This window comes from Umezawaea sp. NPDC059074, assembly GCF_042738955.1.
Classification (GTDB): Bacteria; Actinomycetota; Actinomycetes; order Mycobacteriales; family Pseudonocardiaceae; genus Umezawaea.
This window is the reverse complement of sequence record NZ_JBHYHC010000015.1, coordinates 65,203-91,452: the sequence shown is the minus strand read 5'-3', so window position 1 is coordinate 91,452 and position 26,250 is coordinate 65,203. Positions and strand designations below refer to the sequence as shown.

Here is a 26,250-nt window from a genome sequence, read left to right as displayed (position 1 = left end):
TGACGGGTGAAGCCTAGGAGGGGTCTCGTGGCGCGATCAATCGGCGAAAGCTGCTGGTAGCGTCGGTTTTTTGTGCGGATTCGCCAGTGGGTGACGATTTTTTGCGAGGGACGTCGTGGACAGCATCGACGAGGAGATCATCCGCTGCGTCACCCGTGACGCCCGGAGCACGTACGCCGAGATCGGTCAGGCGGCGGGGTTGTCGCCGTCCGCTGCCAAGCGTCGGTTGGACCGGCTTGTGGCGAACGGGGTCATTGCCGGGTTCACGGCGTTGGTGAACACCGAGGCCCTCGGGTGGAACGCGGAGGCGTTCGTCGAGGTCTACTGCTCGGGCAATCCGACGCCGGAGCAGTTGCGGCGCGCGTTGGAGGAGATCCCGGAGGTCATCGAGGCGTGCACGGTCTCCGGTGCTGCGGACGCGATGGTGTACATGCGCGCGGCGGACATCCCGCACCTGGAGAGGGCGGTCCAGCGGGTGCGGGCGAGCCGTGCGGTCGACCGCACCGAGAGCGTCATCGTGCTGTCGCGGCTGATCAACCGTCCTCGGCCGTGACGTGGACCGGGTAGCCCACCGGAGTGACTCTTGGCACAACGGGTAGTCGATCGGCGACAGAGCGTGCAATTCGGGCAGACATCCGACGGGTGGAGTGTTACACCTGGGTTACTAGTAGTTGTGAATGCTAAGTAACTTCAGGAGGCAGCGCATGTGCGGGATCGCCGGCTGGGTTTCCTACGAAGTGGATCTGACGCGGCGGCGGGAGACCGTCGACGCCATGACCGAGACGATGTCCTGCCGCGGGCCCGACGACCGGGGGACGTGGGTGCGGCGGGAAGTGGCGCTCGGGCACCGGCGGCTCGCCGTGATCGATCTGCCTGGTGGTCGGCAGCCCATGAGCGTGAGCACGCCGAACGGCGACGTGGCCATGGTCTACAGCGGTGAGGCGTACAACTTCACCGAGCTGCGCGAGGAGTTGACCGGGCTCGGGCACACCTGGTTGACCGACAGCGACACCGAGGTCGTCCTGCACGGGTACCTCCAGTGGGGCGACGCGGTCGTGGACCACCTCAACGGGATGTACGCGTTCGCGATCTGGGACGAGCGGGACCGGAAGCTGGTGATGATCCGCGACCGGATGGGGATCAAGCCGTTCTACTACTACCCGACCCGTGACGGCGTGCTGTTCGGGTCCGAGCCCAAGGCGATCCTGGCCAACCCGCTCGCCCCTCCCGTGGTCGACGCGGACGGGTTGCGCGAGCTGTTCGGGTTCACCAAGCGGCCCGGTTGGTCGTTGTGGCAGGGCATGAGCGAGGTCGGGCCGGGCACCATCGTGACGGTGACCCGCGAGGGCATCCGGACCCGCACGTACTGGAAGCTCGACGCCAAGCGGCACACCGACGACCAGGAGACCACGGTCGAACGGGTGCGCGAGCTGATGACCGACATCGTCGACCGGCAGCTCGTGGCCGACGTGCCGCGCTGCGTCCTGCTCTCCGGCGGCCTGGACTCCAGCGCCATCACCGGACTCGCGGCCACGCGGCTCGCCGAGCGGGGGGAGCAGCTGCGGACGTTCTCCGTCGACTTCGTCGGGCAGGAGCAGAACTTCACGCCCGACGAGATGCGCGACACCCCGGACTCGCCCTACATTCGCGACGTGTCGCGGCTGGTCGGCTCGGCGCACCAGGACGTCGTGCTGAACCCGGCCGAGCTGACCGACCCGGCCGTGCGCCGGGCCGTGATCACCGCCCGCGACCTCCCCGCCGGGCTCGGTGACATGGACACCTCGCTGTACCTGCTGTTCAAGGCGATCCGCGCCGAGTCCACGGTCGCGCTGTCCGGCGAGTCGGCCGACGAGGTGTTCGGCGGCTACCGCTGGTTCCACGACGAGGCCGCGGTGAACGCCGACACCTTCCCGTGGCTGGCCTTCCGCAACGGCCTGATGTCGGGGCGGCACTCGCTGCTCGACAGCGGTGTCGCCAAGACCCTGGACCTCGACGCGTACGTGGCCGACCAGTACCGCACGGCCGTGGCGGACGTGGAGCACCTCGACGGCGAGTCCGAGCGCGAGGCGCGGATGCGGACGATCTGCAACCTGCACCTGACCCGGTTCGTCCGGATGCTGCTGGACCGCAAGGACCGCGCGTCGATGGCCGTGGGGCTGGAGGTGCGCGTGCCGTTCTGCGACCACCGGCTCGTGGAGTACGTCTACAACACGCCGTGGTCGCTGAAGACCTTCGACGGCCGGGAGAAGAGCCTGCTGCGCCACGCCACCAAGCACGTGCTGCCGGACTCGGTGCGCGACCGGGTGAAGAGCCCGTACCCGTCCACCCAGGACCCCGGCTACGCCGCCGCCCTCCAGCAGCAGGTGAAGGAGGTGCTGGCGGAGAAGGACAGCCCGGTCTTCGACGTCGTCGACCGCGACTGGGTGCACCGGGTGTCCGAAGTGGACTCGGCGGGGATGTCGTCGATGCAGCGGATCGGCCTCGACCGGACGTTGGACCTCTACCACTGGTTCGACCTGTACCACCCGGAGCTGCGGCTCGCCTGAACCGCTCGACCACCGGCACGCCCATCGCGGGTGCGCCGGTGGTCAGGTCCACTCACCCGCGCCGGGACGTGAGCGTCGCCGGGCCGTAGGGCGCGTGCGCGGTTCCCGTCACCAAGGCCCAGTACCGGTCGCCGTAGGACCAGTGCCACCACTCGCTCGGGTAGTTCACGAAGCCGCTCGCCGACATCGCCTCGATCAGCGTCGACCGGTTGGCCCGCGCCTCCGCGTCGATGGCGAGGGACGCGGTGAAGCACTCCGGGCCGTACTCGGGCGGGGTGTCGTTGACCGCCGTGCCCATCGGGAGTTCCAGGCCGCCCTCGGTGCACAGGGTGAGGTCCACCGCGCCGCCCGAGACGTGCGGGGCCACCTCCGGCGGCGAGACGAACGTGGCCGCCTCCCGCCACACCCGTTCCTCCGTCCAGTCCGGGTTGGCGCGCGCGATCCTGGCCCGGCTGCTGGCGAAGTCCCGTTCCTGCACCACCCGCAGGCGGTACCCCTCGACCACGAGCAGGCGCAGGTCGCGGGGGAGCCTGCACTGCGCCGCCACCAAGCGGTCCGCGACGCTGACCCGCACGTGCGCGTAGGCCGTTCCCGCGCCCGCCATCCGGTCGTCCAACCGGATGGCGTCGACGTCCCGCAGGTCCACCAGGCGTTCGCCGGTCTCCCGGATCGGCACGGCGGCGACGCGGGGGTCCGACAGCAACACGAACGGCGGCATGGGTGAACGTTCCTCCGGGGTCGGGCACGGTTGGCGATCCGCCGCCCACCGTGCACCGCCCCGCTGCAAGAACGCTGTAACCCGGCCTACACCGCGGTTCCAGTGAGTTCGGCGTGGTCGCGGGCCCCGCAGAGGCGGAACGTCTCCAGCGCCTCCGCGGTCATCCGACGCGCGGTGTCCACGTTCCCCAACGCCTGGTGCACCTCGGCCAGCGTGCGCTGGGTCCGGGCCCGGAACAGCTCGACGCGCAGGTCCGTCCACCGCGCCAGCGCGTCCTCCAGACACTGCTCGGCCTGGTACAGCCTGCCGTCGGCGAGGTGGATCTCGCCCAGCACCCGCAGGGTGCACGCCTGGCCGAAGGCGTCCGCCAGCGTCCGGCTGACGGCCAGCGACCGCTCCGCGAGCCGCCGGGCCTCGGCGGAGTCCCCTCGGCGCAGCAGCGCCTTCGCCAACGCCCGCTCGCAGTAGGCCACCAGCATCGGGTCCTCGGTCTGCTCGAAGATCGCGAGCGCCGCCCGCGCGCACGCCTCCGCGTCCGCCCACTCGCCGCGGGCCCGGTGGTACAGCGACAGGCTGCGCAACGTCAGCGCCTCGCCGCGCCGGGAACTCGCCTCGGCGAACGCCGCGCGCGCCTCGGTCAGGGCCGCGTACGCCTCGGCGTAGTGGCCCATCTCGACGTGCACGGTCCCGGCCAGCCTGCGGGCGTTGCCCATCCCGCCCGCCTCCGGCAGCCCGCTCCAGATCTTGCGGGCCTGGTCCACGAAGTGCAGCGCCTCGGGCAGGTAGCCCTGGTCCCGGCAGGCGGCGCCGAGCGCGGCGAGGGTGGTGGCCTCCCCGCGCACGTCACCCGCCGCGCGGAACATCGGCAGCGCCTGGCTCAGGTGCGCCCGTGACGCCGGGAAGTCGTCCAGTTCGTAGTGCAGCTGGCCGAGCCCGGCCAACAGGGTCGCCTCGCCCAGCACGTTGTCGTTGCGGCGGGCCGCGTCGAGCGCCACGTCGTGGGTGCGCTTCCACGCCCCGAACGGGTCGGCGAAGATCCGGTGGTGGCCGCCGAACGCGCTGCCGGACAACGCCGTGGCCAGCTCGATCGCGAGGGCGTCGAGGTCCATCGCCGAGGCCAGTTCGACCGCCGCCGTCAGCGTCGGCTCCTCCGCGCGGAAGAAGTCGTACGGCCGGTCCACGACGCGCCGGGTGATCTCCGGGTCGACGGGCCGCCCCTTGCGGAACCCGGCCTGCACCGACGGCAGGAACAGCGGCGCGGCCTCGTCGATCCGCTCGACCAGCCAGATCCAGCTGCCCACCACCCGTTCCACGACGGCGGCCCGCGCCTCGGCGGTCTCCTCCGCGGTGGCGCGTTCCAGCGCGAACAGCCGCACCAGGTCGTGCAGCCGGTAGCGCATGAGCCCCAGGGGATCCGCGCCGTCCGCCTCCACCAGCGACACGTCGACCAGCGCCTCGAGCACGTCCTCCGCGTCGTCGGGCTCGACCTCCAGCGCGGCGGCGGCGATCCAGGCCGGGAAGTCCGGCAGACCGAGCAGTCCCAAGCGGCGCAACGCCTTCCTGGCCAGTTCCGGCAGCAGTTCGTAACTCAGGTTGATGCTGGCCCGCACCTGCTGGTCGCCCACCGCCAGCTCGTCGAGCCGGTCCTGCTCCCGCGCCAGCCGGTCCGCCAACCGGGACAGCGTCCACTGCCTGCGGGAGACCAGCCGCGCGCCCGCGACGCGGATGGCCAGCGGCAACTGGCCGCACAGCCGGGTGATCTCGGTGACGGCCGCGGGTTCGGCGTCACCGCGCTCGGCCCCGACGATCCGGGTGAGCAGCAGGTCCGCCGCGTCGGCGGGCAGCACGCCCAGCTCGACGAACGTCGCTCCCGCGAGCGCGGGCAAGCGGTTGCGCGAGGTCACGAGCACCGCGCAGCCGGGGCCGCCGGGCAGCAGCGGGCGCACCTGCGCCTCGTTCGCGGCGTCGTCGAACACGATGAGCGTGCGGGTGCCCGCGAGCACCGTCCGGTACCGGGCGACCCGCTCCTCCACCGAGCCGGGCACGGTCGTGGCCGAGTCGAAGTCGCGCAGGACGCGGCCCAGCACCTCCTCGGGCGTCGCCGGGCTCGCGGTGGAACCGTGCAGCTCCACGTGGTACTGCCCGTCGGGGAAGTGCTCCGCCAGGTCGTGGGCGACCCGCAGCGCGAGGGTGGACTTGCCCGTGCCGCCCGCGCCGGAGACCACGCCGATCGGCATCCCGCCGGGTCTGCGGAGCACCTGGGACAACGCGGCCAGCTCGGTCTCGCGGCCGGTGAAGTCCGACGGCGGTGACGGGAGCTGCCGCGGGGTCCGGGACGTGCCCGCGGGCAGCAGGTCCGGGTCGTAGCGCAGGATCGCCGCCTGCACGCGGCGCAGCTCCGGGCCGGGGTCGATGCCCAGTTCGTCCAGCAGCGCCCGCCGCCCGCGCTCGTACACCTCCAGGGCGTCGCTCTGCCTGCCCGCGCGGTACAGCACGACCATCAGGCTCGCGCGCAACCGTTCCCGCGTGGGGTGCTCGGTGACCAGCCCGGTCAGCTCGGCCAGCAGCCGCGCGCCCTGCCCCGCCGCGAGGTCCGCGTCGATCCGCTCCTCCAGGACGGTCAGCCGCAGCTCGTCGAGCCGCACGGCCTCGGCCCGCAGGAACGACTCGCCGATCCCGCCGAACGCGGGACCGCGCCACAGCGCCAGCGCGGTCGCCAGGATCCGCCCCGCGCCCGTGTGGTCGCCGTCCTGCGCGGCCTGCCTGCCCTGCTCCACCAGGCGGTCGAACCGGTGCACGTCCAGCGCGTCCGCCGGGAGGTCGGCGCGGTAGCCGTGGCGGTCGGAGGTGATGACCGGCGGCAGGCCCGCGCCGTCGAACGTCCGCCGCAACGTCGCCACGTAGGTCTGGACCACCGCGCGGGCGGTGGCGGGCGGGTCCTCTCCCCACACCACGCCGATCAGCCGGTCGACCGGAACCGTCCGGCCGTGCTCCAGCAGCAGCGCGGCCAGCAACGCCCGCGGCTTCACCCCCGGCAGCACCACCGGACCCGACGGGCCGGAGGCCTCCATCGGGCCGAGCAGGAAAAACCTCATCCGTCCTCCCCAGGACACCCAAAGCCGTCGACAGCGGCGAGTCGCTGTAACGGGAGTTGAACCGCCGCTACAGCCGTCCCCAGGAATCTCGTTGCTGTCGAACGACATCATCCCCAGGAAAGGCGATCATGAACAGATCCGGTTCCGCACGGCCCACCTCGCGGACGCTCCGACTCGTCTCCGCGTTCGCGGCCGTCCTCACCCTCACCACCGGCGTCCTCGCGCTGGACACCGCGGTCGGGACGCAGCCGGAAGCGGCGGCCGAGTCCTCGGTGGGCGGCACGATCTCCCGCTCCGAGGTGATCGCCCGCGCCAAGTACTGGTTCGGCCGGGGCGACACCTGGTACAGCCAGGACCAGAACGACGCCATCTCCGACGGTGACAGCCACAAGTACCGCCCGGACTGCTCCGGCCTGGTCGCGATGGCGTGGCACCTGCCCAAGAAGTCCGACGGCTGGGACCTCAACACCGGCGACTTCGCCGACTACTCGGGCAAGTCCTACGTCGACCTGGACGACCTGCTGCCGGGTGACGCGCTGCTGCGCAGCGGGCACATCGAGCTGTTCGAGAAGTGGGTCGACGCGAGCGACCACCACGAGGGCGCGTGGGTCTACTCCGAGAACACCTTCGGCCAGAAGACCAACCACAACATCGACCGCTGGGCCGAGCTGAGCGGCTACCGCGGCATCCGCTACGACAAGATCGTCGGCGGCGGCTCGAACGCCTCGGACGGCGCGGACTTCGACAACGACGGCGACGGCGACATCTTCTCCACCGCCACCGGCGTGATCACCATCTGGAACGGCAAGGGCAACAACAGCTTCGCCCCCGCGGTCACCTACGGCGGCGGCTGGAGCGCGTTCAGCAAGCCCATCGCGGGCGACTTCAACGCCGACGGCAAGAGCGACCTGGCAGCGGTCAAAGACGGCGAACTGTACATCTGGAACGGAAAGGGCAGCAACAACTTCGCCGCCGCGGTCGTGACCGGCGCGGGCTGGGCCCCGTACGCGGGCACCCTGTTCAGTCTCGGCGACATCAACAACGACAACCACGACGACATCGGCTCGATCCGCGACGGCGTCCTCTACACGTGGGACGGCCTGGGGATGAACAAGTTCGCCAAGGCGGTCGTCCACGGCGCGGGCTGGGGCGCGTTCAGCAAGCCGATCGGCGGCGACTTCAACGCCGACGGCGCCGGTGACATCGCCGCGGTCAAGGACGGTGAGCTCTACATCTGGAACGGCAAGGGAGCCGACAACTTCGCCGCCGGGGTCGTGATCGGCGCGGGCTGGGACCCCTACGCGTCCACGTTGATGGACCTGGGTGACATCAACAACGACGGCCACACCGACGTCGGGGCCATCCGGGACGGCGTGCTCTACACGTGGGGCGGGCTGGGCCTGAACAAGTTCGCCAAGGCCGTCGTCCACGGCGCCGGCTGGTCCCCGTACTTCTAAGCGTCCCGTGCCGGGGCGCCAGACGGCGCCCCGGCCCCTTATCCCTGGGGAGTCCCATCGTGTCCACCACTTTCACCCGTCGTGCAACAACGGCGGCCGTGACGCTCGCCGCGCTGCTCATCACCACGTCTCCCGCTCTCGCCGAGCCGGACTTCGCCGCCGCGAGCACCGTCGCCTGCGACAGCTCCGGCACCACCGGCCGGGACGCCACGCTGGCCACCCAGCTCAACGGCGTCCTGACCGCGAAGCTCAAGGGGTACATGACCGCCTACCGCGTGTCCTGCGCGCGGGTCATCGTCGACGCCGTTCGAGATCGCGGCCTGTCCGAACGGGCCGCGGTCATCGCGATCACCACCGTGATCGTCGAGTCGGGTCTGCAGAACTCCGACGACGCGGTCGACCACGACAGCGTCGGCCTGTTCCAGCAGCGCGCGAACTACGGGAGCGTCGCGGACCGGGTCAACCCCAAGAAGTCCACGAACATGTTCCTCACCACGATGCTGAACCTGACCAAGGTCGACTGGCAGACCGACCAGATCGGCAAGGTCTGCCAGGCCGTCCAGGTCTCGGCGTTCCCCGAGCGCTACCAGCCGCAGTCGGGTGACGCGCAGAAGATCGTCGACGCCCTGTGGACCGCGGGCGTCTCGGACGGCGCGGACTTCGACAACGACGGCAACGGCGACATCTTCTCCACCGCCACCGGCGTGATCACCATCTGGAACGGCAAGGGCAACAACAACTTCGAGTCGGCGATCACCTACGGCGGCGGGTGGGGCGCGTTCAGCAAGCCCATCGCCGGTGACTTCAACGCCGACGGCGTCAGCGACCTCGCCGCGGTCAAGGACGGCGAGCTGTACATCTGGAACGGCAAGGGCGGCAACAACTTCGCCACCGCCGTCGTCACCGGCGCGGGCTGGGACCCGTACGCGGCCACGCTGTTCACCCTCGGTGACATCAACCGCGACGGCCACGACGACATCGGCTCGATCCGCGACGGCGTGCTCTACACGTGGGACGGCTTGGGGATGAACAAGTTCGCCAAGGCCGTCGTCCACGGCGCGGGGTGGAGCGCGTTCAGCAGGCCCGTCGGCGGTGACTTCAACGCCGACGGCACCGGTGACATCGCGGCCGTCAAGGACGGCGAGCTCTACATCTGGAACGGCAAGGGCAGCGACAACTTCGCCGCCGGGGTCGTGATCGGCGCGGGCTGGGACCCGTACGCCGCCACGCTGATGGACCTGGGGGACATCGACAGCGACGGGCACACCGACGTCGGCGCGATCCGGGACGGCGTGCTCTACACGTGGGGCGGACTGGGGATGAACAAGTTCGCGAAGGCCGTGGTCCACGGCGCGGGCTGGTCCCCGTACTTCTGAGGGCGGACCGGGGAGGCTCCACCGCCGGTGGAGCCTCCCGAACGCGGGAGGTACGGTCCGTCGCTGACGCCCTGGTACGTCGGTGGGGGCAGGGTCTGCTCGGGTGAGCAGGGAGGAGACGAACCGTGCGTCGTCGTTCGCGTGGCACCGCTGTGGCCGCGATCACGTTGGCAGGACTCATGGTGGTGAGCGCCTGTGCGAAGGACTCGGGAGGCGGGACCACCACCGCGAGCGGTGGGGCGTGCGAGTTCGCGACACCGCCCAGCGCGCCCGCCGCCTCGACCACCAGCGCCGTCGCAGGCGACAAGGTCGACGGCAGCGCGTTGAAGATCGGGCTCGCCTACGACATCGGCGGCCGGGGCGACGCGTCGTTCAACGACCTCGCCGCCGCCGGGTTCGACCAGGCGATCAAGGACATGGGGGTGGCGAAGGACAACACCCGCGAGCTGTCCGCCGCCCCCAACGAGGACGAGTCGCTCAAGCAGGGCCGGTTGCGCACGCTCGCGTCCGACGGCTTCAACCCCATCGTCGGCGTCGGCTTCGCCTACACCGAGGCGTTGAAGGTCGTCGCGCCGGAGTTCCCGAACGTCCGGTTCGGCCTGGTGGACTCGGCGGTGGAGGGCGCGGCGAACGTGACGCCGCTGGTGTTCGCCGAGCAGGAGGGGGCGTTCCTGGCGGGCGTCGTCGCCGCGTACCAGAGCAAGAAGTGCCACGTCGGCTTCGTCGGCGGCGTGGACATCCCGCTGATCCAGAAGTTCGAGGCGGGTTACGTGCAGGGCGCCAAGACCGCCGCGCCGAAGATCCAGGTGGAGAAGAAGTACATCACCCCCGCGGGCGACTTCACCGGTTTCCAGGACCCCGCCAAGGGCCAGGAGATCGCGAAGGGCCTGATCGACCAGGGCGCGGACGTCGTGTACCCCGCCGCGGGCGCGTCCGGCATCGGCGTGTTCGCCGCGGTGAAGCAGGCGGGCGTGCTGGCGATCGGCTGCGACGCCGACCAGTACAACCAGCCGACGCTCGCGGGCACCAGGGACGTCATCGCCGCGTCGAGCCTGAAGCGCGTCGACGTCGCCGTGTACGACTTCTTCCGCGCCGCCGCGAAGAACGACCTTGCCTCGTTGCCGAAGGTCTTCGACCTCAAGGTGAACGGCGTCGGCTACGCCACGTCGGGCGGCCGGATCAACGCGGAGTTGCAGGGCGTCCTGGAGGGCTACCGGGCCCAGATCGTGGAGGGCAAGATCAAGGTCGCCGACCGGCCGTAGGTTATGTCGGGCGCGTCGGCGTGCCGGTCTCCGGCACGCCGACGTCGGTCACGGTGCCTCGCGGTCGGGCGGGGTTCCCTTGTCGTACAGGATCTCGCGGGCCTGTTCCGCCGCGCGGGTGATGCCCTCGCCGACGAAGTCCACGAAGCGGGCGATGTTCTCCAGGCGGACGGCGGCGGGGGTGCCGGAGCCCAGGACGTGGACGCCCTGGCGCGCGGTCGCGGCGAGGCGGGCGTTCGCGCGGACCGTGGCGATCATCGACTGGTACCAGACGTCGTCGTCGACGACGTAGCGCTCGCGGCGGCGGTCGTCGCGTTCCCGGCGGATCAAGCCCTGGCTCTCCAGGAACGAGACCGCCTTGGACACGGACGCCGTGCTGACCTGGAGCCGCGAGACCAGTTCGGCCGCGGTGAGCGTGCCGTCGTCGGACGTGTAGAGGCTGGTCAGCACGCGGGCCATCATCTTGGGCAGGCCCGATCCCATGAGCAGCGTCGTGAACGTCTCCTCGTACTCGCGCACGGCGTCCGCGTCCCGGCCGTGGGGCTGCGGGGGAGCCTGCCCCTTGGGCGCGGCCTGCCCGCGCCGGTGCGCGCGGTGCTCGGTGGCGCGGTGGGCCAGGTCCGCGCGGTAGCCGGTGAAGCCGCCGTTGCGCGTCACCTCGCGGGTGATCGTCGACGTGGGCCGGTCGAGCCGCCTCGCGATCTCCGCGTAGGAGAGGCCGTCGGCCAGGCCCAGCGCGATCTGCTGGCGCTCCTGCTGGGTGAGTCTGCCTCCCGGCATCGCGATCCCTCCTCTGGTTGCCGCGAGCATAGCGTTCACCGCTGAATCATTGCAACGAACAGGCCGCCGTTGTTGCATTCAAATCAGACCCATTGCAATGATTTGATAGCTTTGAACTGCGAAAACAGACTTGTTGTGCAACGAACTTGTTGCCTGATCCGCGAACGCAACGTAGCGTTTCCACTATCAGAAACAACGAGCACAGGAGCTGAACACCATGCGCACCTTCGCCACCCCCGCCCCCATCTCCGCCGTCCTCGACATCCCCGCGGGCCGCGTCCACTTCATCGCCGCCGACCGCTCCGACACCGCGGTCGAGGTCCTCCCCTCGGACGCCTCCAAGCGCCGCGACGTGAAGGTCGCAGAGCAGACCACGGTCGACTTCGCCGACGGCGTCCTGCGGATCGCGGCCACGGCCAAGAACCAGGTCCTCGGCAACTCCGGCTCCATCGAGGTCACCGTCCAGCTGCCCGCGGGCTCCCACGTGGAGGCCAAGGCCGCCAGCGCCGAGTTCCGCGGCGTCGGCAGGCTCGGCGAGGTCACCCTGGACAGCTCGCACGGCGTGATCAAGCTCGACGAGGCCTCCGGCGTCCACCTCACCACCCTCGCCGGCGACGTCACGGTCGGCCGCCTCACCGGTCCGGGTGAGATCAGCACCGCCCAGGGCGACATCCGCGTCACCGAGGCCGTGCGCGGCGCGGTCGTGCTGAGCACCCAGGCCGGTGACGTCACGGTCGGCGCGGCCGTCGGGGTCTCCGCGTCGCTGGACGCGGGCACCACCCGTGGCCGCATCCACAACGCCCTCAAGAACACCACCGGCACCGCCGACCTGACCATCCACGCGACGACCGCCCACGGCGACATCGACGCCCGCAGCCTCTGAGAAACCACCACTGGGGAAGGGAAAGACGACGATGAGCACGACCGAGGACTACCGGGCAGCCGAACTCCTCCTCCGCCGACCGGCCAGCCCCGGCGAACTGGTGGTCGGCGACAAGGTCCGGCCGCGGTGGATCGACGGGGGCTCCCGGTTCCGCTACTCCGTGAGCACCGGCGCGGGCAGGCGGTTCGTCCTGGTCGACCCGGACGCGGGCACCCGTGGGCCCGAGTTCGACCACGCCCGGCTCGCCGCCGCGCTGGCCACCGCCGCCGGCCACCCGGTCGACCCCGAGGCGCTGCCGTTCACGGCCGTCGAACGGGTCGGCGACGCCGTGGAGTTCGTGGCCTTCGGCGAGTACTGGCGCTGCCGCCTCGACGACTACACCTGCGAGCGGGCCGAGTTCACGCCGCCGGGCAACCCCCTGGACGTGCCGTCGCCCGACGGCAAGGTCGCCGTCTCGCAACGGGGACACGACCTGTGGGCGCGGTCGCTGTCGGACGGCCGCGAGTGGCCGTTGACCACCGACGGCGGCCCCGACCACGCGTACGGCCCCGGCCCGGCGAGCACCGGCAACGGCGTGCTGCTGCGCAAGTTCGGCCTGCCCCACCTGCCGCCCGCGGTGGCGTGGTCGCCCGACTCCACGAAGGTGCTGGCGCACCGCACCGACGAGCGCGCCGTCCGGCTCACCCACCTCGTGCAGGCCAGGCCCGCCGACGGCGGCGCTCCCGTGACGCACACCCAGCGGTACGCCTACGCCGGTGACGAGCACCTGCCGCTGGCCGAACTGGTCGTGCTCGACGTCGTCGAGGGCACGGTCGTGCGCGCCAAGTCCGACCCGCTGCTCATGCCGCAGCTCTCGCCGATCACGGCCAAGTGGGCGTGGTGGGCACCGGACGGCTCCGCGGTCTACTACCTCGACCGCACCCGCGACCTGCACACGCTCGCCCTGCGCAGGCTCGACCCCGTCACCGGAGAGGTCGCCACCGTCCTGAGCGAGACCGGCCCCACTCGCGTGGAGCCCAACCAGTGGGCCTTCGAGCCGCCGATCGTGCACGTGTCGGCCGACGAGGTGCTGTGGTACTCCCAGCGCGACGGCTGGGGCCACCTGTACCGCTACGACCTGCGCACGGGGGAGCTGCTGAACCAGGTCACGTCCGGGTCGTGGGCGGTGCGGCAGATCCTGCGCGTCGACGACGCCGTGTACTTCACCGCCTCCGGCCTGGTGCCCGAGGACCCGTACCGGCGCACGGTGTGCCGCGTCGGCCTGGACGGCACCGGTTTCGCCCGGCTCACCGACGACGACCTCGACCACGTCGTCACCGTTTCCCCAGACGGGCGCTGCTTCCTGGACTCCGCGTCCACTGTGGACACGCCTCCGGTCACGACCGTCCGCGACTGGTCCGGCCGGGTGCTGGTCGAGCTGGAGCGCGCCGACGTCACCGGGCTCGTCGCCACCGGGTGGACGCCGCCGGAGCGGTTCCGGGTCAAGGCGGCCGACGGCGTGACGGACCTCTACGGGGTGCTGTACCGGCCGCGGGGCTTCGACCCCGCCCGGCGCTACCCGGTCGTGGACACCCTCTACCCCGGCCCGCAGGTGAACCGGGTCGCCCCGAGCTTCGACCCCGGCGGCATGGGCCTGGACGCGGAGCCTTTGGCGGCACTGGGTTTCGTGGTCGTGGCGCTCGACGGCCGCGGCACGCCGGGCCGGAGCAAGGCCTTCCACGACGCCTCGTTCGGCCACCTCGCCGACGCGGGGACCTTGGCCGACCACGCCGCCGCCCTGCGGCAGCTCGCGGAGACCCGGCCGTGGCTGGACCTGGACCGGGTGGGCGCGTTCGGCCACTCCGGCGGCGGGTTCGCCACCGTGCGGGCGCTGCTGGACCTCCCCGAGCTGTACCGGGTCGGCGTCGCCCTCTCCGGCTCGCACGACCCCCGCTTCTTCAACCCCGGTTTCGTGGAGGCCTACGACGGCGCGGACGACCCCGAGGCGTGGGCACGCGCATCCACTGTGGACATCGCGGACAGGCTGGAGGGCAAGCTCCTCCTCGTCCACGGCGAGATGGACGACCAGGTCCACCCGCAGCACACGCTGCGGCTGGCCGACCGCCTCGTCGCCGCCGACAAGGACTTCGAGCTGCTGCTCGTGCCGGGCGCGGAGCACACGTTCATCGACTGCCTGTCCTACGTCCGCAAGCGCTGCTGGGACTTCCTGGTGCGCGAGCTGATGGGCGCGGAGCCCCCGGCCTACCGCCCCGCGCCGATCCCCGTCGGCGCCGAGCTGCTGGCGGAGATGTTCGCCTGAACACGGGGGTGATTCCCGGTCGACCTCGGGCCTGGTGGAGGCTGGAACCGCCACCAGGCCCGAGGAAGGAACATTCGCCCATGCCCACCAAGACGCTGCTGATCCCCACGCCGGACGGCCAGGCCGACGCGTTCGCCGCCTTCCCCGACGGCGGGGGACGGCATCCGGGGGTGCTCCTGTACATGGACGCCTTCGGCCTGCGGCCCGTGTTGGAGAAGATGGCCCAGGACTTGGCCGAGCACGGTTACTACGTGCTCGTCCCGAATGTCTACTACCGACACGGGCCGACCCCGGTGGTCGAGCTGCCGGAGCACATCGGCGCGGACGACCGGCCCGCGCTGTTCGGCAAGCTGATGCCGCTGGTCAAGAGCCTCACGCCCGATCTGGTCCTGCGCGACGCCGCCGCCTACCTCGACTTCCTCACCGCCCAGCCCGAGGTGGCCGCCGGACCGGTGGCCACGACCGGCTACTGCATGGGCGCGGTGCTGGCGATGCGCACCGCGGCCGCGCACCCCGATCGGGTGGCCGCCGTCGCGGGCTTCCACCCCGGTGCGCTGGTCACCGACGCGCCCGACAGCCCGCACCGGCTCGTCTCCACGCTCACCGCCGAGGTCCACCTCGGCCTGGCCGTGGGCGACCTGTCGCCGGAGGCGATCACCGACCTCGACGAGGCGTTGGCCAAGGCGGGGGTCGACCACGTCATCGAGACCTACCCGGACACCGTCCACGGGTTCACGATGGCCGACACCGAGGCGTTCAACCCCGCCGCGCTGCAACTGCACTGGGACCGCCTGCTGCCGCTCCTCGCCCGCACGCTGACCAGCGCCTGAGAGCACCACCCCGTCCGGTCGCCGACCGGACGGGGTGGCGGGCCGTCAGCGCTTCGACCGCAGCCGGTGCCGCAGGTTGACCGCGACCGCCCGCGCCAACGTGCCCGGCTTCGCCAGCGAACTCGGGTGGTCGACCATGTGCGTCACGTTGTCGAACCGGCGGCCGATCACGGAGTCGTGCACCGAGGCCTCGGAGATCTGGTCCTGCGCCCACCGCACGATCGGGTAGGCCCGCGGGTAGGGGCCGTCCACGTGCGGCAGCGCCAGGTCGGCCCCGGTGGAGATGTCCCACGCGGCGTCCACGACGACCTTCTGCAGCGCGAAGAACTCCTTCGCGGGCCGGGACAGGTCCGGCGCGGAGCCCAGCCACTCGGCGAGGCACGCCGCGTGCAGCGTGGCCGACGACATGCCCTGCCCGTACACGGGGTTGAAGGACGCCACCGCGTCGCCGACCGCGACGAGCCGTGCGGGCAGGCGGTCCACCAGGTGGAAGTCCCGCCGCCTGCTGTCGGCGTGCCGGTAGGTGCGGATCTCGCCCACGACCTCGTTGTCCGCCACGGCCGCCAGGTCCGCCGGGAACACGTCCCTGGCCACGCGCACGGCGTCCTCCGGCGTGCGGCCCGGCTTGGCGTCGCGGTACCCCGCCATCATCAGCATCCACAGGTCGTCCTCGACCCGGCAGACCATCGCCCCGGACGCCTCCGCGGAGTTGGCGGGGGAGTTGAGGGCCAGGATGATCGAGCGGTCGGGGTCGCCCTCCTCGCGGCGCAGGAACGCCGTGGCGTAGTTGAGGTCGACGGTCATCCGGCGCAGCGGCGGGCGGTCCCACCCGGACCGCTCCAGCCACTCGGACAGCCTGCTGGACCTGCCCATGGCGTCGACCACGAGGTCGGCGTGCTCGACCGCCGACGTCCCCTCGGACTCGCAGTGGACCCCGGTGACGGCGTCGCCGTCGAGGACCAGGTCGGTGACGCGCGCGGAGATCGTCTTGACGTTCGGCAGCGCCAGCACCCGCTCGCGGATCCGCGCCTCCAGGAACGGCCTGCTGCCGTTGAGCATCGCCGCGGTGGACCCGACGACCTTGAGCACGCCGTCCACGTAGATGTCCCGCGACTCGACGGGCGCGAGGTACGCGCCCGCGGCGACCGCCTCCTCGGTGAAACCGGGGAACCACCGCTCCAGCTGGGCCAGGCCGCCGGGCAGCAGCGCGTGGATCTGGGAGCCCTGCGGCACGCCGTGGCGCGGCCGGTCGCCCGTGTCCGGCCCGTCGGTGTCGACGACCAGCACGGACTCCGCGCGGTCGGCGAGCGCGCGCGCCGCCAGCAGCCCCGCGACGCTGCCGCCGACGACGACCGCCCGGCCGAGCACGACCGAGGGGCTGGTGGTCCGGGACGGGGTGGCGAGCGCGGCGAAGAGGGCGGCTGGGGAAACAGCCATGGTGAGTGCCTTCCGGAAGACGGTGCGGTCCGCGGCGGGACCACGCCGCTTTCGTTGCACCGCAACGGAACGGCCCCACGTGGTCCCGCAGCCGAAGCAGGTTATCGCCACGGAGCGGCGCGAACGGGACCGGGTCGGCCCGTGTCCCCGAGGACGGCGAGAAGTCGCCGACTACACCGCGGGGATCCCCGTCTGCTGGCGGATCCAGTCGGCCTGCACGTCCACCCGCGACACGATCTCCGCGCCCGGCTGCGGGCACGCGGGACCGGTGCTGACGATGGCCACCAGCATCCCGCCGCGGTCGTCCCTCGACACGAAGAACGGCGACCCCGAGTCCTCCGGGCACGGGCTGTTCTCCACGGTGCGGGGGACCACCGGCAGCGCCTCCAGCGTGGTCGGCGAGATCGTGGACACGGTGAACGCGCCCCGCTTGAGGTGGTCGGACGGCACGATGTCGGTGGCCGAGAGCGACCCCCACCCGGCGAACTGGAGCCGCTGTCCGATCGGCGGCGGGGTGTCGGCCAGCCGCAGCGGCGCCACGTCGGTCACCGGGACGCTGAGCCTGGCGAGCGCGAGGTCGTTGACCGGGGACTGGCGCACGTCCACGACCTTCGCGGTCCGGCCGCCGGGGTCGCTGTCCTTCAGCTTCCCGATGGTCACCGTCATCGTGTACGGCGGCACGCCGCTCACGCGGCCGTCGTTCAGGTCGTGGAAGCAGTGGCCCGCCGTGACGATCCACTCCGGGGCGATCAGCGACCCGCTGCACCCGCCTCGCCGCACCCCGCCGCCGACCTGCGGGATGTCCACCGACGCCAGCTTCGCGTTGAACGGCAGCACGGCGCTCACCGGCGGCGGGGGCGGGGGAGTCGTGGTGGTCGGCTTCGCGCTCGGCGGAGGGGTGGGGACCCCGGCGCCGTCGCCGCCGACCAGCCCGTGACCGGGCGTCTCGACCCGTTCGGCCTGCACGACCGCCCGCAGTTGGGGCAGGGCGACGGACGCGAAAGCGGCTCCGGCCCCCAGCGCCATGGCGAGCGCCACCGTCCCGAACCGCAGCGCCGGGCGTCTTCGCGAACTCGTACTCACTCCCCTAATACGGCTGGGCGGCCAAGTCGGTTGAAGTGACCGCCGAATGGCGGCGAAATGCCAGGCCGAACGCCGCCGCGGCGTAGCCGCACAGCACCAGCAACCCCGCCCACCACGGCAGCGGGAAGTACCCCGTCGATGGCGCGTAGTGGCCTACGACCTGCGGGAACTCCTCCACGGTCTGCTCCACGGCGAACCCCGCGGCGGGCGTCACGCGCAGCAGCCAGCGCGCCACCTCGTCGGGCAGCAGCGGCACGACGGCGACCGAGTACGGCGCCGGCAGCACCGCGACGACGACCAGCACCGCCGCCCAGGCCCGCCGCAGCAGCACGGCGGCCGCGAACGCGAGGACCGCGGTGGCGGCGGCCACCACACCGACCCCGACGACGACCCGCAGCACGACCGGCCACGGGACCGGCAGGACGACACCGCCGTTCGCCCGCAGGACCGCCGAGCCGACCGGCACCACCACCGCCGCCGCGACCAGGCCGACGACGAACGACACCGCGCCGACCACCCTCGCCCGTGCCCGGAGGTCACCCCCGGCCGCGAACCGCGCCGCCACGACGGCCAGCACCAGCAGCCCCGCGACCAGCCCGACGAGCAGCCCCGCCGGGGTGTGACCGCCCGGCCCGGACGCGGGCCCGATGTCGCCCGACCCGGTCACGGTGACCGTGCCGTCCGCCTCGACGACCCCCGGAGCCTGGTGGAACTTCTCCCAGTCGGTCGCGCCCGACTCGCCGATCAGCGCCTCCGTCCACCCGCTCACGGGAACGCCGTCGACCGAGGCGCTGTCGAACACGGCCGTGGCCTGGGTGAAGCGGTCCTGCCCCGCGCTCGCCCCGAGCCCGGTCGGCACCAGCGTGAGGTTGCCCGGCGACGTGACGGCGAGCCCGACCAGCACCGTCTCGGGCAGTTCCGGCAGGTCGACGGTGGCGACGGTCGTCCACCGGACGCCGTCGGTCGACTCGTCCCCGGTGACCCGGTCGCCGGACCGGGTCAGGCGCAGCCAGCGCGGCCCGGTCAGGCGTTCGGGGCTGCCCGCGGTGTCGTGGACGAAGTCGTGCTGCATCCGCACGCCGTGCTCCGCGGTCAGCACGAGCGCCGCGTAGGCGGACCCCGGCCGGGTGCCGTCCTTGAGGACCAGTCCCGCCTTCGCCCACGGCACGAGGCCGGGCACGATCTCATCGTGGTCCGGCGGCGGGTAGGTGATGATCCCGGTCAGCGACGTCAGCCGGACCGTGACACTCCCTTCGCGCCCCAACGGCCGGTGCGCGAAGGTGAACTGGTCCCTCACGGCCGTCCCGTCGGGTCCGATCGGGTCGGCGGGGCAGGGGATCTCGACGGTGCCCGCGCTGCACGTCGACCGGTCGGCGACGGCGAGCAGCAGTCCCGGTAGGACGGTGAGCAGCGCGGCGACGACGACGGCGACGATCCGGCCGCGGGTGCGGAACTCGGTCCAGGCTCTGTGCATGGCCGGGAGTTCTACGGCGGCGGCGGTGACAGCGGCCGAACCGCCGTCGTCATGCCCCTGTTAGGTCCCGCACGGCATCCTGGGCCGCATGGACGAGCAACGACGCCTGCGGGTGCGGGCGCGCTTCACTGCGTTGTACGCCGTGCTGTTCCTCGCCTCGGGCGCGGGGCTGCTGGCCCTCACGTTCCTGTTCGCGGGCACGGAGGTCAGCCACGTCGCCCCCGTCGGGCTGCCGCGCCCGGAAGTGGTTCCCGGTCTCCAGGAGCAGCTCGACGGCGCGGACGCGGCCCGGACCCGGCAACTCGTGGTGAGCGCGCTGATCGCCCTCGTCGTGATGGCGGTGCTGTCCGTGGTGATGGGCAAGGCGGTCGCGGGGCGCGTGCTGCGGCCGTTGCGGACGATCACCGCGGCCACCCGCCGCATCACCGCCGAGAACCTGCACGAACGCCTGGCGGCGCCCGGCCCGGACGACGAGGTCAAGGACCTCGCCGACACCATCGACGGCCTGTTGGAACGCCTGGAGACCTCCTTCTCCGCCCAGCGCCGGTTCATCGCGAACACCTCCCACGAGCTGCGCACGCCCCTGGCCACGATGCGGGCGTCCCTGGACGTGGCCGTGGCCAAACCCTCGGCGGAGACCCAGACCGTCGCCCTCGCGGACCGCCTCCGCCCCGAGCTGGACCGTGTCGACGACCTCCTGGAGGGTCTGCTGGTCCTGGCCCGCGCGCAGCACGGCGTCCTCGCCGACCGCGTCGAGGTCTCCCTGGCCGCAGTGGTCTCCGAAGCTCTCGGCGCTCGTGCGGAAGTGTTGGCGGACAAGGGGATCACGGTCGACGACAGCGCCGTGACGGGCCGGGCGTGGACGGTCGGGAGTCCGGCGCTGCTGACCCGCATGGTGGAGAACGTGATCGACAACGCCGTCGTGCACAACCAGCAGGGCGGTTGGATCCGCGTCACCGCGGGCGACGAGCCGCGCCTGGTCGTGGAGACCGGCGGGGACGTCCTGGACCAGGACCACGTGGCCGGGCTCGCGCAGCCGTTCCGCAGGCTCGCCGCCGACCGCACCGGCTCCGACACCGGCACCGGACTGGGCCTGTCGATCGTCGCCGCCATCGCGGGTGCGCACGGCGGGCGGCTGGACCTGCACGCCCGTCCCGAAGGCGGCCTGCGCGTCACCCTGTCCCTGCCGTCGACGTCATGAGGATCCTGGTCGTCGAGGACGCGCGGACGCTCGCCGCCGTCGTGGCGGAAGGCTTGCGGGACCAGGGGATGGCCGTCGACCTCGCGCACGACGGCTTCACCGCCGCGGCCAAGCTGGACCTGAACCCGTACGACGTCGTCGTGCTGGACCGCGACCTGCCGGGCATCCACGGGGACGTGCTGTGCCGCATGGTGACCGAGCGGACCGACCGCCCGATGGTCCTCATGCTCACCGCCGCGGGTTCGCCGGGGGACCGCGTCAGCGGCCTCACCCTCGGCGCGGACGACTACCTCGCCAAGCCCTTCCACTTCCCCGAACTCGTCCTGCGGGTGCACGCGCTGGCCCGCCGCCGCCCCGCCGCCCGGCCCCGAACGCTCCGCGCGGCGGGCGTGGAGCTGGACCCGGTGCGCCGCACGGTCACCCGCGACGGCGTCCCGCTCGACCTGTCCGTGAAGGAGTTCGCGGTCCTCGAGGCGCTGCTGCACGCCGCCCCGGCGCACCTGAGCGCGGAGGCCCTGCTGGAACGGGTCTGGGACGAGCACGCCGACCCGTTCACCAACACCGTGACCGTCACGATCGGCCGCTTGCGCCGCAAGCTCGGAGGCCCGCCGATCATCACCACCACCGCGGGTGTCGGCTACCGCATCGCCGAGTAGGACCCGTCACGGCTGGTCGGCGGCGCGCAGGCGCTCCAGCGGGCTCGGGCCGTCACGCGGTTTCGGCGGCGCGTCGAGGTGGTGCACGCGGAGTTCGTCCATCAGCTCCTCGACGAACGCCGGACCTCCGTCGCGCAGGAGTTCGTGCCTGGCACGGAGTTCGGTGCTGTCGGGCCGCCAGTCGAGGCCCCAGTCGCCGAGGGCGCAGAGGACCGGGACCGTGCGGATGCCCGCCTCGGTGAGGCTGTAGCGGGCGCGCTGCCCGCGCGCCGCGGTGCCGCGCGTGAGGATGCCCGCCTCCACGAGCCGCACGAGCCGGTCGGCGAGGATGTTCGTGGCGATGCCCTCGCTCGACCCGGTGAGCAGCGCGCGGAAGTACCGGCGGTCGGCGAAGACGACGTCGCGCAGCACGAGCAGCGACCAGCGGTCCCCGAGCACCTCGACGGCGGCGCTGATCGGGCACCCGGACCGTGGTTCCACGACTCCTCCTTGACAGGGTTTCCGCCCTCACTATAGTGGTTGCAAATCGCAACCACTCTGGGAAGAGGAGTGAGGATGGGCCGCTTCGTCTACTGGATGAACGTGTCCCTCGACCTGCGGATCGAGCAGGTGCCGGGCGACAACGGCGCGGGCGAGTGGCTGCGCATCGGCGAGGAGCTGCACCGCGAGTTCAACGCGAGGGCGCGACAGCTCGCCGTGATGGTCCAGGGCCGGGTCATGTACGAGACCATGGAGGAGTACTGGCCGCGGGCGCGCACGGACGCGTCGCTGCCGGAGGTCCTGCGCGAGTACGGCGAGATCTGGACGTCCGCGCCCAAGGTCCTCGTCTCCCGCACCCGGCAGACGGCCGACCACGACACCCGCGTGATCGGCGGGCACGACGCGATCGAGCAGCTGGCCGCGCTCCGCGCCGAGACCGACGGCGCCATCGGGGTCGGCGGGGCGACGCTCGCCACGCAACTCCTGCGGGCCGGGCTGCTCGACGAGCTGCTGCTGTTCACCCACCCCTCGGTCCTCGGCTTCGGCAGGCCGCTGTTCGACGACTACGACCGACCGATCGACCTCGACCTGCTGGAGCAGCGGTCGTTCGAGCAAGGAGTCACCATGCACCACTACGCCCTCCGGGACGTGACCCCGTGCTGACCGAGGTGGCGAAGGGGATCTCGGTCCACCAGAGCGAGTTCTGCCGGAGCAACGCCGTGGTCGTCCAGGGCGCCGCCGGTGTCCTGCTCGTCGACGCGGGCGTGCACGAGGCCGAACTGGTGTGCCTCGCGGGCGACCTGGCCGAGTCGGGCCACACCGTCGTGGCGGGCTTCTCGACGCACCCGCACTGGGACCACCTGCTGTGGCACACCGCGCTCGGCGACGCGCCCCGGTACGCCACCGCCAGCTGCGCGGAGACCGTTCGGGAGCGGCTGGCGGGCGGCATCGACGCCCGCCGGTTCGGCATCCCCGACGACGTCCCGCTCGACCTGCTCGGCCTCGTCACCGGTCTGCCCGCCGAGGCGGCGCGTTTCCCTTGGGACGGCCCGGACATCACCGTCGTCGAGCACCGCGCGCACGCCCCCGGCCACGCGGCGCTGCTGATCCGCGACGGCGGGGTCCTCGTCGCGGGCGACCTGCTGTCCGACGTCCTGGTGCCGATGCTCGACCCGACCGCCGCCGACCCGATCGAGGACTACCTCGCCGCGTTGACGCTGATCGAGGACGTGGCCGACGAGGTCGAGGTCGTCGTCCCCGGACACGGGTCCGTAGGTGGAGCCGACCAGCTGCGCCAACGGATCGAGCGCGACCGGGCGTACGTGCACGCCCTGCGCGACGGCCGTGAGCCCGTCGACCCGCGGATCGGCCCGTCGGCCGAGCCCGGCTGGGAGTGGGTGTCCGACGTGCACGCCGGGCAAGTTCGCCGCCTCGCCGAGCGCGGCTAGTCCCGCGTCAGAGCACGCGGGCCCGGTGGTCCCGGTCGATGCCGTGCAGGGCGCAGCCCTGGCGCGGTTCGCGGGGGCACAGCACCCACAGGTCGGACGCCGTGGCCCGGTAGAGGCGCCACGGTGATCCGCCGACCAGGTCGTCGCGCGTGAGCGCGTTGCCGCCGCGGCCGGGTGGGCCGGGGAAGTCGGGCAGGACGTCGTCGAGCGCGTCCGGCGGCACCTCGCGGGCCTCGCCCACGGCGTACACCGCGCGGCCGTGGTAGGCGGGAACGGTCGAGTCGAAGACCACGAGGCTCACGCCGGGGCGGGCCGCCAGGTTCCGCGAGTGCTCGGCGTCGACCTCCGACACCCACAGGAACTCCCAGCCGGACCGCGGGGAGAAGTAGACCGGGGTCACCCACGGCTCGCCGCCCGCGGACACCGTGCCCAGGGTCAGGTAGCGGTTCCCGTCCAGCAGGGCGCGGGCGTGCTCGGCGAGGACCTCGTGCGGCTCGTCGGGGGTCACCATGCGGGCAGCCTAGGGTCCGGCCTCCCGGTTTTGTCGTACCCCGCCGGCATCCTCTCGGGCATGGACACCGAACGCTTCTGGACGCTGATCGCCGACGCCCGCACCGGAGTACCCGACCCGACGGACGTCGAGGCCGTCGCCGACCAGGCGAGCACGCTGCTCGCGGCCCTGCCCGCCGCGGAGATCGTCGCCGCCCAGCAGGTCTTCTGGGACCTGATGGCCGACTCCTACCGCAACCCGCTCTGGGCCGCCGCCTACCTCGTCAACGGCGGCTGCTCCGACGACGGCTTCGACTACTTCCGCGGCTGGCTCATCGCCCAGGGGCGGGAGGTGTTCGAGCGGGTCGTCGCCGATCCGGACGCGCTGGCGGACCTGCCGCAGATCGTCGCCGCCGCGCCGGACGGCGACGAGATGGAGGGGGAGGACGTGCTCGGCATCGCCTGGAACGCGCACATCAAGGCCACCGGCGAGCAGTTGCCGCGCGGCGCGGGCACCATCCGCTACCCCGACCTCGACCCGGACTGGGGCTTCGACTTCGACGACGAGGCCGAGATGGCCCGGCGCCTTCCCCGGCTGGCGGCCCTCTACGTGAGCTGAGCGACAGGCGTTTGCGTACCGGAGAGGTCTCCACTAACGTTCCGAAGTAGCGGAGAGGTCTCCGCTATCGGACAGGAGGAGCACCGCCATGCGCTACACCAAGCTCGGGGCCACCGGCCTCGACGTCTCGCCGATCGCACTCGGCTGCATGACCTACGGCGACCCCACCAGGGGCCACCCGGTCTGGTCGCTGGACGAGGAGCGGTCCCGCCCGCTGATCAGGCAGGCGGTCGAGGCGGGGATCAACTTCTTCGACACCGCCAACATGTACTCGCAGGGCTCCAGCGAGGAGATCCTCGGCCGCGCCCTCAAGGACTACGCGAACCGCGACGACGTCGTCATCGCCACCAAGCTGCGCCACCCCATGCGGTCCGGCCCCAACGGCGCGGGCCTGTCCCGCAAGGCCGTCTTCACCGAGATCGACCACAGCCTGCGCAGGCTGGGCGTCGATCACGTCGACCTCTACCAGATCCACCGCCTGGACAACGCGACCCCGCTGGAGGAGACCCTCGAGGCGCTGCACGACGTGGTGAAGTCCGGCAAGGTCCGCTACCTCGGCGCGTCCTCCATGCACGCCTGGGAGTTCGCCAAGGTCCTGCACCTGCAACGCGCCCACGGCTGGGCCAGGTTCGTGTCCATGCAGGACCACTACAACCTGCTGGCGCGCGAGGAGGAGCGGGAGATGCTGCCGCTGTGCGCGGACGAGGGCGTCGGCACCGTCGTGTGGAGCCCGCTCGCCCGCGGCCGCCTCGCCCGCCGCGCCGACGAGACGACCGGCCGGTCGGGCAGCGACCCGTTCGCCGACATGCTCTACACCCAGCAGGTCAGCGACCGGGCCATCATCGACGCCGTGGCCGCGATCGCCGAGGACCGCGGCGTCAGCCGCGCGCAGATCGCGCTCGCGTGGCTGCGCCGCAACCCCGTCGTCACCGCCCCGCTGGTCGGCGCGAGCAGGCCGGAGCACATCGAGGACGCCGTCGCCTCGCTCGACGTCGAGCTGACCGACGCCGAGGTCCGCGCCCTGGAAGCCCCGTACACGCCGCGCCACGACTTCCAGGGCGTCTCGGACGACGCCGAACTCCGGCGCGTCTCGGCCACGATCGGCATCGCCCCCGCGGCCTGAGACCGGCTAGAGGACGATGTCGGCCAGCCGCGCGACGTCGTCGAGGTCGTCGGTCGTGGGGTTGAGGATGAACTCGTCCGCGCCGATCTCCTCGAACTGCGCGACGAGCGTCCGCACGGCCTCGGGCGTGCCGCCGACGTTGGCCGACACCAGGTCGGCGAACTCGCCGCTCACCTCGTAGTAGTTGTGCACGTTGGCGCGGCCGCGATCGGCGTCGCCCAGCGCGAAGTAGGCGATGGCGACCAGGCGCGGCGAGCCCTCACGACCCGCCTCCTGCCACGCCGCACGGGAGGCCTCGAAGGTGGGCGCGACCATCGCTGCGGGCACGGATCCGGCGATGTACCCCTGGCCCCACTTGGCCATCCGGGCGAACGACGCGGGAGCCATGCCGCCGAACAGCATCGGCACCTCGCGCGTGCCCGCCGGGACGCCGGGGTTCTCGTCGCCGCCGACGTTCTTGCCGGTCCACACCTCGCGGTAGACCTCAAGGTCGTGGTCCATGCGATTGCCACGACCGCGCGGGCCCACGCCGTCGACGACGAAGTCGTCCTCGCGGATGCCGATCCCGACGCCGAGCGTGAGCCTGCCGCCCGAGACGCCGTCGATGCCCGCGACCTCCTTGGCCAGCAGCGTGGGCGGCCATACCGTGGCGAGCATGATGGTGCTGATCAGGCCGATGCTCTTCGTCGCACCCGCGGCGGCGGCCAGTGCGACGGTGTCCATCACGCCGGGGTAGGCGATGCGGCCCACCGTGGCGAGGGTCGAGAACCCGGCCTCCTCGGCCTTCGCCGCGTAGGCCGGGAGGATCTCCGGGCGGACGTCGCGAACCTGGTTGGGCAGCCCGATGCCGATCTTCATGTGCTGGCGTCTCCTTTGGATGATGTATCAACGTGGCCATTCCAAGGTACCAACACCGACCCGTCCACCCGTGATCCACTCCCGGCCGATGACTTCCGCCCGCCGCGGCGGTCTACCCCGTGGGACCCCGACGAAG

23 protein-coding genes are annotated in these 26,250 nt (G+C 72.1%); 14 read left to right on the top strand and 9 right to left on the bottom strand.

What is annotated here, in order from left to right; genetic code table 11:
• Window positions 1-115: 115 nt before the first annotated feature.
• Together ACFWW9_RS10505 and asnB are read left to right on the top strand one after the other, a co-directional pair.
• Complete coding sequence (locus tag ACFWW9_RS10505) at window positions 116-553, top strand: Lrp/AsnC family transcriptional regulator (protein WP_390374314.1); 438 nt, start codon at window positions 116-118, stop codon at window positions 551-553.
• A gap of 151 nt (window positions 554-704) precedes the next feature.
• Entirely contained in the window at window positions 705-2,546 is a 1,842-nt protein-coding gene (asnB, locus tag ACFWW9_RS10500; protein ID WP_390374312.1) for an asparagine synthase (glutamine-hydrolyzing), read from the top strand.
• A 52-nt stretch (window positions 2,547-2,598) separates the two neighbouring features.
• Here the strand turns inward: asnB and ACFWW9_RS10495 are convergent, their stop codons facing one another.
• Window positions 2,599-3,264: a M15 family metallopeptidase gene (locus tag ACFWW9_RS10495; protein WP_390374310.1), complete on the bottom strand. Its 666-nt coding sequence runs from the start codon at window positions 3,262-3,264 to the stop codon at window positions 2,599-2,601.
• Between the two features lie 86 nt (window positions 3,265-3,350).
• Window positions 3,351-6,359 (bottom strand): BTAD domain-containing putative transcriptional regulator, encoded by a 3,009-nt coding sequence (locus ACFWW9_RS10490; RefSeq protein WP_390374308.1) that lies wholly within the window; start codon window positions 6,357-6,359, stop codon window positions 3,351-3,353.
• Window positions 6,360-6,487: 128 nt separating this feature from the next.
• Here ACFWW9_RS10490 and ACFWW9_RS10485 point away from each other — a divergent pair, with 128 nt between their 5' ends.
• The 3 genes from ACFWW9_RS10485 to ACFWW9_RS10475 all read left to right on the top strand — a co-directional run bounded on the left by ACFWW9_RS10485 (window position 6,488) and on the right by ACFWW9_RS10475 (window position 10,454).
• The gene (locus tag ACFWW9_RS10485; protein ID WP_390374306.1) at window positions 6,488-7,816 is read left to right on the top strand and encodes an FG-GAP repeat domain-containing protein; all 1,329 of its coding nucleotides are present in this window, start codon (window positions 6,488-6,490) and stop codon (window positions 7,814-7,816) included.
• Between the two features lie 59 nt (window positions 7,817-7,875).
• Window positions 7,876-9,192 (top strand): FG-GAP repeat domain-containing protein, encoded by a 1,317-nt coding sequence (locus tag ACFWW9_RS10480; RefSeq protein WP_390374304.1) that lies wholly within the window; start codon window positions 7,876-7,878, stop codon window positions 9,190-9,192.
• Window positions 9,193-9,371: 179 nt separating this feature from the next.
• On the top strand, window positions 9,372-10,454 hold the full coding sequence (locus ACFWW9_RS10475) for a BMP family protein (RefSeq protein WP_390374370.1): 1,083 nt from the start codon (window positions 9,372-9,374) through the stop codon (window positions 10,452-10,454).
• Window positions 10,455-10,502: 48 nt separating this feature from the next.
• Here the strand turns inward: ACFWW9_RS10475 and ACFWW9_RS10470 are convergent, their stop codons facing one another.
• On the bottom strand, window positions 10,503-11,234 hold the full coding sequence (locus tag ACFWW9_RS10470) for a helix-turn-helix domain-containing protein (RefSeq protein ID WP_390374302.1): 732 nt from the start codon (window positions 11,232-11,234) through the stop codon (window positions 10,503-10,505).
• Between the two features lie 217 nt (window positions 11,235-11,451).
• Between ACFWW9_RS10470 and ACFWW9_RS10465 the strand changes: the two genes are divergently transcribed.
• The 3 genes from ACFWW9_RS10465 to ACFWW9_RS10455 all read left to right on the top strand — a co-directional run bounded on the left by ACFWW9_RS10465 (window position 11,452) and on the right by ACFWW9_RS10455 (window position 15,246).
• On the top strand, window positions 11,452-12,117 hold the full coding sequence (locus tag ACFWW9_RS10465; RefSeq protein ID WP_390374300.1) for a DUF4097 family beta strand repeat-containing protein: 666 nt from the start codon (window positions 11,452-11,454) through the stop codon (window positions 12,115-12,117).
• Between the two features lie 31 nt (window positions 12,118-12,148).
• The gene (locus ACFWW9_RS10460) at window positions 12,149-14,416 is read left to right on the top strand and encodes a DPP IV N-terminal domain-containing protein (protein WP_390374298.1); all 2,268 of its coding nucleotides are present in this window, start codon (window positions 12,149-12,151) and stop codon (window positions 14,414-14,416) included.
• Between the two features lie 80 nt (window positions 14,417-14,496).
• Complete coding sequence (locus ACFWW9_RS10455) at window positions 14,497-15,246, top strand: dienelactone hydrolase family protein (protein ID WP_390374296.1); 750 nt, start codon at window positions 14,497-14,499, stop codon at window positions 15,244-15,246.
• A 45-nt stretch (window positions 15,247-15,291) separates the two neighbouring features.
• Here ACFWW9_RS10455 and ACFWW9_RS10450 read toward each other — a convergent pair whose 3' ends face one another.
• The 3 genes from ACFWW9_RS10450 to ACFWW9_RS10440 all read right to left on the bottom strand — a co-directional run bounded on the left by ACFWW9_RS10450 (window position 15,292) and on the right by ACFWW9_RS10440 (window position 19,240).
• Window positions 15,292-16,683 (bottom strand): FAD-dependent oxidoreductase, encoded by a 1,392-nt coding sequence (locus tag ACFWW9_RS10450; protein ID WP_390374294.1) that lies wholly within the window; start codon window positions 16,681-16,683, stop codon window positions 15,292-15,294.
• A gap of 171 nt (window positions 16,684-16,854) precedes the next feature.
• Window positions 16,855-17,766: a S1 family peptidase gene (locus ACFWW9_RS10445; protein WP_390374292.1), complete on the bottom strand. Its 912-nt coding sequence runs from the start codon at window positions 17,764-17,766 to the stop codon at window positions 16,855-16,857.
• 4 nt (window positions 17,767-17,770) lie between these two features.
• Window positions 17,771-19,240 (bottom strand): hypothetical protein, encoded by a 1,470-nt coding sequence (locus ACFWW9_RS10440; RefSeq protein WP_390374290.1) that lies wholly within the window; start codon window positions 19,238-19,240, stop codon window positions 17,771-17,773.
• Between the two features lie 88 nt (window positions 19,241-19,328).
• Between ACFWW9_RS10440 and ACFWW9_RS10435 the strand changes: the two genes are divergently transcribed.
• Together ACFWW9_RS10435 and ACFWW9_RS10430 are read left to right on the top strand one after the other, a co-directional pair.
• Entirely contained in the window at window positions 19,329-20,441 is a 1,113-nt protein-coding gene (locus ACFWW9_RS10435) for a sensor histidine kinase (protein WP_390374288.1), read from the top strand.
• Window positions 20,438-21,097: a response regulator transcription factor gene (locus ACFWW9_RS10430; protein ID WP_390374287.1), complete on the top strand. Its 660-nt coding sequence runs from the start codon at window positions 20,438-20,440 to the stop codon at window positions 21,095-21,097. Before ACFWW9_RS10435 ends, ACFWW9_RS10430 begins: the two co-directional genes overlap by 4 nt.
• Window positions 21,098-21,103: 6 nt before the next feature.
• Here the strand turns inward: ACFWW9_RS10430 and ACFWW9_RS10425 are convergent, their stop codons facing one another.
• The gene (locus ACFWW9_RS10425) at window positions 21,104-21,577 is read right to left on the bottom strand and encodes a winged helix-turn-helix transcriptional regulator (RefSeq protein WP_390374285.1); all 474 of its coding nucleotides are present in this window, start codon (window positions 21,575-21,577) and stop codon (window positions 21,104-21,106) included.
• Between the two features lie 75 nt (window positions 21,578-21,652).
• Here ACFWW9_RS10425 and ACFWW9_RS10420 point away from each other — a divergent pair, with 75 nt between their 5' ends.
• The gene (locus ACFWW9_RS10420; protein ID WP_390374282.1) at window positions 21,653-22,240 is read left to right on the top strand and encodes a dihydrofolate reductase family protein; all 588 of its coding nucleotides are present in this window, start codon (window positions 21,653-21,655) and stop codon (window positions 22,238-22,240) included.
• On the top strand, window positions 22,234-23,025 hold the full coding sequence (locus ACFWW9_RS10415) for an MBL fold metallo-hydrolase (protein ID WP_390374276.1): 792 nt from the start codon (window positions 22,234-22,236) through the stop codon (window positions 23,023-23,025). Before ACFWW9_RS10420 ends, ACFWW9_RS10415 begins: the two co-directional genes overlap by 7 nt.
• A 7-nt stretch (window positions 23,026-23,032) precedes the next feature.
• On the opposite strand, the gene ACFWW9_RS10410 is transcribed toward ACFWW9_RS10415, so the two are convergent.
• Window positions 23,033-23,536, bottom strand: a complete 504-nt coding sequence (locus ACFWW9_RS10410; RefSeq protein ID WP_390374274.1) for a pyridoxamine 5'-phosphate oxidase family protein — start codon at window positions 23,534-23,536, stop codon at window positions 23,033-23,035.
• A gap of 60 nt (window positions 23,537-23,596) precedes the next feature.
• On the opposite strand from ACFWW9_RS10410, the gene ACFWW9_RS10405 reads away from it, so the two are divergent.
• Both ACFWW9_RS10405 and ACFWW9_RS10400 read left to right on the top strand, forming a co-directional pair.
• Entirely contained in the window at window positions 23,597-24,133 is a 537-nt protein-coding gene (locus ACFWW9_RS10405) for a DUF4240 domain-containing protein (RefSeq protein ID WP_390374273.1), read from the top strand.
• 88 nt (window positions 24,134-24,221) lie between these two features.
• Window positions 24,222-25,256, top strand: coding sequence for an aldo/keto reductase (locus ACFWW9_RS10400; protein ID WP_390374270.1), 1,035 nt, complete (start codon window positions 24,222-24,224; stop codon window positions 25,254-25,256).
• Between the two features lie 6 nt (window positions 25,257-25,262).
• Here the strand turns inward: ACFWW9_RS10400 and ACFWW9_RS10395 are convergent, their stop codons facing one another.
• Window positions 25,263-26,114: an LLM class flavin-dependent oxidoreductase gene (locus ACFWW9_RS10395; protein WP_390374267.1), complete on the bottom strand. Its 852-nt coding sequence runs from the start codon at window positions 26,112-26,114 to the stop codon at window positions 25,263-25,265.
• Window positions 26,115-26,250: the final 136 nt, after the last annotated feature.